The 5,949-nt window shown below is 68.3% G+C and carries 8 protein-coding genes; 3 read left to right on the forward strand and 5 right to left on the reverse strand.

The window, feature by feature from the left end; all coding sequences use genetic code 11:
- Positions 1–13: 13 nt before the first annotated feature.
- Positions 14–304, forward strand: coding sequence for a hypothetical protein (locus ACWDSJ_RS08280; RefSeq protein ID WP_450030201.1), 291 nt, complete (start codon positions 14–16; stop codon positions 302–304).
- 81 nt (positions 305–385) lie between these two features.
- Here the strand turns inward: ACWDSJ_RS08280 and ACWDSJ_RS08285 are convergent, their stop codons facing one another.
- Positions 386–790 carry a RidA family protein gene (locus tag ACWDSJ_RS08285; protein WP_450030203.1) on the reverse strand — a complete coding sequence of 135 codons (405 nt, stop codon included), beginning with the start codon at positions 788–790 and terminating at the stop codon, positions 386–388.
- A 35-nt stretch (positions 791–825) separates the two neighbouring features.
- Positions 826–1,299, reverse strand: a complete 474-nt coding sequence (locus ACWDSJ_RS08290; protein WP_387359781.1) for a MarR family winged helix-turn-helix transcriptional regulator — start codon at positions 1,297–1,299, stop codon at positions 826–828.
- Between the two features lie 108 nt (positions 1,300–1,407).
- On the opposite strand from ACWDSJ_RS08290, the gene ACWDSJ_RS08295 reads away from it, so the two are divergent.
- A complete protein-coding gene (locus ACWDSJ_RS08295) occupies positions 1,408–2,523 on the forward strand; it encodes a GDSL-type esterase/lipase family protein (protein ID WP_450030205.1) in 1,116 nt (371 codons plus the stop codon).
- A 69-nt stretch (positions 2,524–2,592) separates the two neighbouring features.
- Here the strand turns inward: ACWDSJ_RS08295 and ACWDSJ_RS08300 are convergent, their stop codons facing one another.
- Together ACWDSJ_RS08300 and ACWDSJ_RS08305 are read right to left on the reverse strand one after the other, a co-directional pair.
- Entirely contained in the window at positions 2,593–4,170 is a 1,578-nt protein-coding gene (locus ACWDSJ_RS08300) for a hypothetical protein (RefSeq protein WP_450030207.1), read from the reverse strand.
- Complete coding sequence (locus ACWDSJ_RS08305; RefSeq protein WP_450030209.1) at positions 4,155–4,943, reverse strand: ABC transporter ATP-binding protein; 789 nt, start codon at positions 4,941–4,943, stop codon at positions 4,155–4,157. The genes ACWDSJ_RS08300 and ACWDSJ_RS08305 overlap by 16 nt, the downstream gene beginning before the upstream one ends.
- A gap of 137 nt (positions 4,944–5,080) precedes the next feature.
- On the opposite strand from ACWDSJ_RS08305, the gene ACWDSJ_RS08310 reads away from it, so the two are divergent.
- Positions 5,081–5,296 carry a DUF2191 domain-containing protein gene (locus tag ACWDSJ_RS08310; protein WP_450030211.1) on the forward strand — a complete coding sequence of 72 codons (216 nt, stop codon included), beginning with the start codon at positions 5,081–5,083 and terminating at the stop codon, positions 5,294–5,296.
- On the opposite strand, the gene ACWDSJ_RS08315 is transcribed toward ACWDSJ_RS08310, so the two are convergent.
- Positions 5,252–5,842 carry a Uma2 family endonuclease gene (locus tag ACWDSJ_RS08315; protein ID WP_450030213.1) on the reverse strand — a complete coding sequence of 197 codons (591 nt, stop codon included), beginning with the start codon at positions 5,840–5,842 and terminating at the stop codon, positions 5,252–5,254. The two genes, ACWDSJ_RS08310 and ACWDSJ_RS08315, sit on opposite strands and share 45 nt — an antisense overlap.
- Between the last annotated feature and the right edge of the window lie 107 nt (positions 5,843–5,949).

The raw sequence follows: 5,949 nt of genomic DNA on the forward strand, positions 1-5,949 counted from the left end.
GGACGATGAGATCATGAGCGAGAGCGACAATTCTGAAAGCAGCAATTCCGACCCCATCCACATCGGTGGAAAGACCTTCAGGAAAAACCCCAACCCACCGTCCGAGGAACATGTCGCTCGCATGTTGGCCTCTGCCGCCGAGTGGCAGCGCAAAAAGGATGCCGTGCCACCGGAAGAGCGGTTTCATCTGTCCGACAAGTTCGGCGGATGGGATTTCGATGGCACAGAGTTCGCCGGAGAAGTGAACGAGAAACAACGACAGCGGCGAGACCGCGAGCAAGGCGATAACGCAAACGAAGAGTAGGGGCCGAATCAGATTCCAAGTGCCCCCTACTCACGAGAAGTTGCCATCACCGACCCAGCGGGGAGAATGTCGCGAGGTGAACTACGCGGGCGGAAGGGCGGCGATGGCCTCGATCTCGACCAACGCCCCCGGGACCGCCAGGTCGGAGACGAAGACTCCAGTGATCGCGGGCGGGTTGGGTCGTCGACCCCAAATTTCCTGGAAGGCGGCGAAGCCTTCCCGGAGGGGCTCGCCCGCTTTGATGAAAATCGTCCACTTCACGATGTTCTCCAGGTCGCCGCCCGCGGCTCGGACACAGCTCTGGATGTTCAGAAGGGCTTGGCGGGACTGGGATTTCAGGTCGGGGCCGACGAGGCTGCCGGTGGCGTCTGTGCCGTTCTGGCCGCCGATGTGGAGGGTGTCGTAGCCCGCGGGGATGCGGACCGCCTGGCTGTAGGCCGGGTTGCTGTGCATGTCAGAAGGATTGATGTGGGTGACGGTCGTCATGGGCGCACCTTAGCGGCGAGGGGTGACGGGTTCGGTCAGTCGGAGACCTGGGTTGCCTCGGGGAAGGTGGCGTCGCGGATGATGCGCAGGCTGGTGACGAGGGCCTCCCGCTGGTCGGGGGTGAGGGGGGTGAAGAACCAGCGGTCGACGACCTCGATGTATTCGGGCAGGACCTTGGCCAGGCGGGCCGCGCCCGCGTGCGTGAGGACCGCGTAGGAGCTGCGGCGGTCGGTCGGGTCGGCCTCGCGGCGGGCGAGGCCGTTGCGTTCGAGACGGTCGACGAGTCTGGTCACGCCGCTGGTGGACAGCTGGGTCTGCGCGGCGAGGACCGTCATGCGCAGCCGGGAGCCGGGTGAACGGCTCAGCCGCATGAGCGCGATGAAGTCCAGCAGCGACAGGCCGTTGGCCGACCAGGTCTCCTCCAGTTTCATGCGTAGACCCCGCCCGGCCTCGAACAACAGGCCCACCTCGGTGAGCCGCGGATCGTCGAAGAGGTCGGTGTGGTCCATGTCGGCCACTCTAACAAAAGCTTGCCGCGCGGATAGTTGACACGCGGAACAAATCGGGCCTACCGTTGCCGCGAGGATATTCCTCGTCGCAACTACTTGGAGGTCGTGATGTCGTCCACCTGGCTGGCGGGTTTCCGGTCCGCGGTGATCAGCCCCTACGAGCGGATTCAACTGCAAGCCTCGCGCGGCTTCGCCGGCGAGACGGTGCGGCAGGTGCTCCGCCTGGTGGGTGGCGGTGCGCGGGTACGGGTTCGGCTCAGTAATCGGTACGGGACCGAGCCGCTCGTGGTCGCGGCCGCGCGGGTGGCCCTGCGCAAGGCGGGCGCGGAGATCGTGGGCGAGACCGAGCGGGTCGTGCGGTTCGACGGAGCGGATCGGGTCACGATCCATGCCGGGGGCGAAATCGTCAGCGACGCAATCGATCTGGCCGTCGAAGCGGGCGACGATCTGCTGCTGAGCCTGTACCTGCCGGAGGCGACCGGGCTCGCCACCTTCACGCACAGCGCGTTCGAGAGGGCCTATATCGCGCCGGGCGATCGGGTCGCCGCGCCGGATCTCGACGAGGCCGAGGAGTCGACGTCGCGATTCTTCGTCACCGGGGTGGACGTCCTCGCGCCCGCGGCCGCACCGGTCGTGGTGGCCTTCGGGGATTCGTGGTTCGAGGGGGCGGGGACCACCGTCGGGGCGAATCACCGCTCGGTCGATTTCCTGAACGCCCGCCTGCGCGAGGGGTGGATCGTCAATCAGGGCATCGGTGGAAACCGGTTGCTCACCGACGAAGTGGGTGCGCACGGGCTGGCCCGTTTCGAGCGTGACGTGCTGGCGGTGCCGGGTGTCACCCACGTGCTCGCCAACTTCGGCATCAATGATCTGATCCTCGACGGCACGGCGTCGATCACGGATCTGATCGACGGCTACACCGAACTCGCCCGCCGCGCGCACGCCGCGGGGCTGCCGATCTACGCCAATACGGTGGGGCCGTTCGCGGGTGTCGTCTATCCCGGGCTCAGTGTCGACACCGGCATTCCCGCTCGGCACGAGATCAACGAATGGCTGCGTGGCACAACGGTTTTCGACGGCGTCTTCGATGTCGCCGCGGCCGTGGCGTCGCCCGACGATCCGGACCTAATCCGCCCGGATCTGGACAGTGGCGACGGGCTGCATCTGAACGACGAGGGGGCGCGAATCATGGCCGCTGCCATGGATTTTCCGCTGGTGCGATAAGCCCTGCCGTCCGGCCCTGGGGGCCGGACGGCAGGGACAAGGGGAAACCCACGGCCACCGGGTAGCCCCCTACCGGGGCTTGACCTCCGCCAACAGCTCCGGCCCCCGCTCCAGCAGCCGCCGCTCGGCCAACCGGGCCGCGAACAACGCCACCCCGAGACCGATGGCCACACCGACCGGGACCGCAACCCATTGGAGCAGCCAGCTTTTCAGTAAGGCCCCCGTGGTCAGGATCGCGATGACGGGTGCGCAGAAGATGATCTGGCCGGTGCCCACGGTGATCTGGAGGAGGGCGCGGGCGCAGCCGGGGTTGGCGCCGCCGCCCGCGAAGGGGTTGCCTCGTTGTTGTGGAACGGGATACGCGGCGTACACGGACAGGTACATGGCCGTACCTATTCCGACACCGAGCAGTACCGGCAGGGTGGCGAAGCCCCACGGGTACAGCTTGGCGAGCCCGACCACGGGGGGCAGGACGAGGGTGAGGAGCAGGCCGAACGGGGCGACGATGAGCACCCAGGCCAGCATGCGGCCGCGGACGTCGGCGCGGGCGGCGCCGGGGACCACCAGGGTCTGCCAGATGGCCGTGCCGTCGAAGCCGTACATGTTGGCGCTGGCCATGGCCGCCATCCACACCACGAACGCGCCCGCGAACGGCAGGGCGCCCTGATTGTGTTGCAGCGCCAGGAAGATCGGCACCACGATGCCGATCAGCATGAGCGGCAGCAGCGCCGCCCGGCGGCGACTGTCCCGCCACCAGGTGCGCAACTCCTTGGCCACCACCGCGCCCAGCGGATCGGCCGGCAACAGCCGATCCAGCACTCCCCCACCGGAATTCGCGCGCACCCGACCGGCCGCGGCCTCGGGGGTGGTGAGCCGACGACGCAGCAGCACCGCCCACGCCTGCCACAGCAGCAGCGAGAGCAGTACCGAACCACCCACCGCGGCCGTACCGAACCACCACTGTCCACGCGCCGCCGCCTCCACCGCATACGGCGCCCAGCCCGACGGCGAGATCCGCAGCGCCAGGGCCACCGGCGGCGAGGCGTGCTCGAGCCGAGGGCCGACATAGCTGATCAACAGCTGGATCGGGTAGTACGCGAGACCGCTCATGGCGGCCAGCACGACGCCGAGATCCTTGCCGCGCCGCGACCGCATCGCCGCGCCGATCCACGCCAGCAGCACCCGCGACAGCACGACCACGAACACGAGCTGCGCGATCGCCCCGACGACCGCGAAAAGCGCTGGGAGAACACCGAATTGGGCACCGAGCAGGACCAGCCCGCCGAACGCCACGAGATTCACCAGCGCGGCGGGACCGGTGAAGGCCGCGGCCAGCAGACCCACCGCGAGCTGCCGATAGCTGATCGGCAACAGCCGGAAGTGCTCGGGCTGCAACGTCTCGTCGCTGCTGCCGGTGAGCACGGGGCCGCAGATCCAGCCCAGCGTCCACACGGCGTACAGCGCGGCGGCGGCGTTCGTCGCGGCGCGCACGTCCCACGCGTAGCCGACGCCCGCCAGCAGACCCGCCGTGGCGACGGCCGCGACGACGCCGACCGCCAGCCCGATCCAGAAGCCCACCGACGCCCGGCCGCCGGTCATCGCCCGCGCGGTCAGCCGCCACCGCATGCGGATCAGGACGCCAACCACGCCAGCCCCTCGTCGCCCGCGACGCGCCCGCCGACCAGCCGCACGAACGCCTCCTCCAGCGTGCCCGCGCCGCGCACCTCGTCCACCGTGCCCGCCGCGACGACCCGGCCGCGATTGATCACCGCGAGCCGATCGCACAGGTTCTCCACCAGCGCCATCACGTGGCTCGACAGCACCACCGAGCCGCCGGAGGCCACGAAGCGTTGCAGGATGGTGCGAATCGTCCTGGCGGACACCGGGTCCACGGCCTCGAGCGGTTCGTCGAGCACCAGCAGGCGCGGCGCGTGCAGCAGCGCGGTCGCCAGGCCGATCTTCTTGCGCATACCCGCGGAGTAGTCGACCACGAGGGTGTTCTCGGCGCCGTCGAGTTCGAGCACGCTCAGCAGTTCCTGGGCGCGCTCGGCCACCGTGCCCGGCGCCATCCCGCGCAAAAGCCCTGTGTAGGTGAGCAATTCGCGTCCGGTGAGCCGCTCCGGCAACGCCAGCCCGTCGGGCAGCACGCCCACGATCGTCTTGGCGTGCACCGGATCCGACCACACGTCGAACCCGAAGATCTCCGACCGTCCCGCGTCCGGCCGCAGCAGTCCCACGGCGATCGACAGCGTCGTCGTCTTCCCGGCCCCGTTCGGCCCGACCAGCCCGAAGAACGACCCGGCAGGCACCTCGAGCGCGACCCCGTCCACCACCCAGGGCCCACCGAATCCCTTGTACAACCCGCTCAATCGCAAAGCAGGCGAATTATCCGTTTCCAAAGCTCCCCTCCTCCAACCCAAGCCAGAACAGTCGACCCACCCTACGGAATCGCCATCCCCACCCCGTTCTGTTAATCCCCGCGTGTCGAGAGCCCCCACCCCGCACCGGACAAACCCGGCGACAAACATCCACAGTACCCCCACAAGACGAAGGCACCATGGGAAAACACCTCATCGACCTCGACGACGAACTACTGGAGACCGCCCAACGCGAACTGGGCACGACCGGAATCCCCGAGACGATCGACGCGGCGCTTCAATCAGCGCTCGCCACGGCCACCCGAGCCCGCGACATCGACCGGCTCTGGCGAACAGACGGACGCGCCCGCCTACCTCAGGAGCGTCGCGGGATCGAGGGTGACCGCGAAGGGTGAACCCAGCGTCACCGGCCGCCCGGCGGCGACGCGGTGCGTCAGCTCGTATCGGCCGCGGGCCAGCGCGTGCGCGAACAGCACCGGAGGTTGCTCGCCGGGCCGATGACCTTCGAAGGGGCCGGTTTCGATACGCCAGTAGTTCGCGATGCGGGCCTGGGCATACAGCAGGGGTTTGACCAGACGATCCTGCAGGCTAGTGGGTGGTGACACGATCTCGACGGCGAGCAGTACCTGGTCGGCGGGAATTCCCATCGCGTCCATGTCCACTCGCCCTCGACCGACGATCAGGTCGGGGATGGGTTCGTCCTCGCCGCTGAGTATTCCTACGCCGGGGAGCACCCAAAAGGACTGCGGCGCAGCCGTTTCCAAGACAGCGAACAGTCCGGTCAAGAGCTTCTGGTGCAACGGCGTCGGGGCGGGACTGACGACCAGCTGGCCGTTCAGGACCTCGTACCTGAGGCCGTTCTCGGGAATGCGGTCGAGATCCGCGGCCGTCCATCTGCCCAGGACGGGCGGAAATACGGCTGCCATCTCGGGCATGAACATCGGCTCCCCTATCCTCGGCCAGCAAATCCCCGCTCCTGAACGAAGAACGGAGCTTACCTCCGAACCCGTCCCCGGCCGCCGCCCCACGACGGCCGGAGACGGAACCC

This window comes from Nocardia sp. NPDC003482, assembly GCF_053588115.1.

Excerpts from the sequence above, each read along its gene's own strand:
- ACWDSJ_RS08280 (WP_450030201.1), top strand. The coding sequence starts at position 14 with ATGAGCGAGAGCGACAATTCTGAAAGCAGCAATTCCGACCCCATCCAC.
- ACWDSJ_RS08285 (WP_450030203.1), bottom strand. The coding sequence starts at position 790 with ATGACGACCGTCACCCACATCAATCCTTCTGACATGCACAGCAACCCG.
- ACWDSJ_RS08290 (WP_387359781.1), bottom strand. The coding sequence starts at position 1,299 with ATGGACCACACCGACCTCTTCGACGATCCGCGGCTCACCGAGGTGGGC.
- ACWDSJ_RS08295 (WP_450030205.1), top strand. The coding sequence starts at position 1,408 with ATGTCGTCCACCTGGCTGGCGGGTTTCCGGTCCGCGGTGATCAGCCCC.
- ACWDSJ_RS08310 (WP_450030211.1), top strand. The coding sequence starts at position 5,081 with ATGGGAAAACACCTCATCGACCTCGACGACGAACTACTGGAGACCGCC.
- ACWDSJ_RS08315 (WP_450030213.1), bottom strand. The coding sequence starts at position 5,842 with ATGTTCATGCCCGAGATGGCAGCCGTATTTCCGCCCGTCCTGGGCAGA.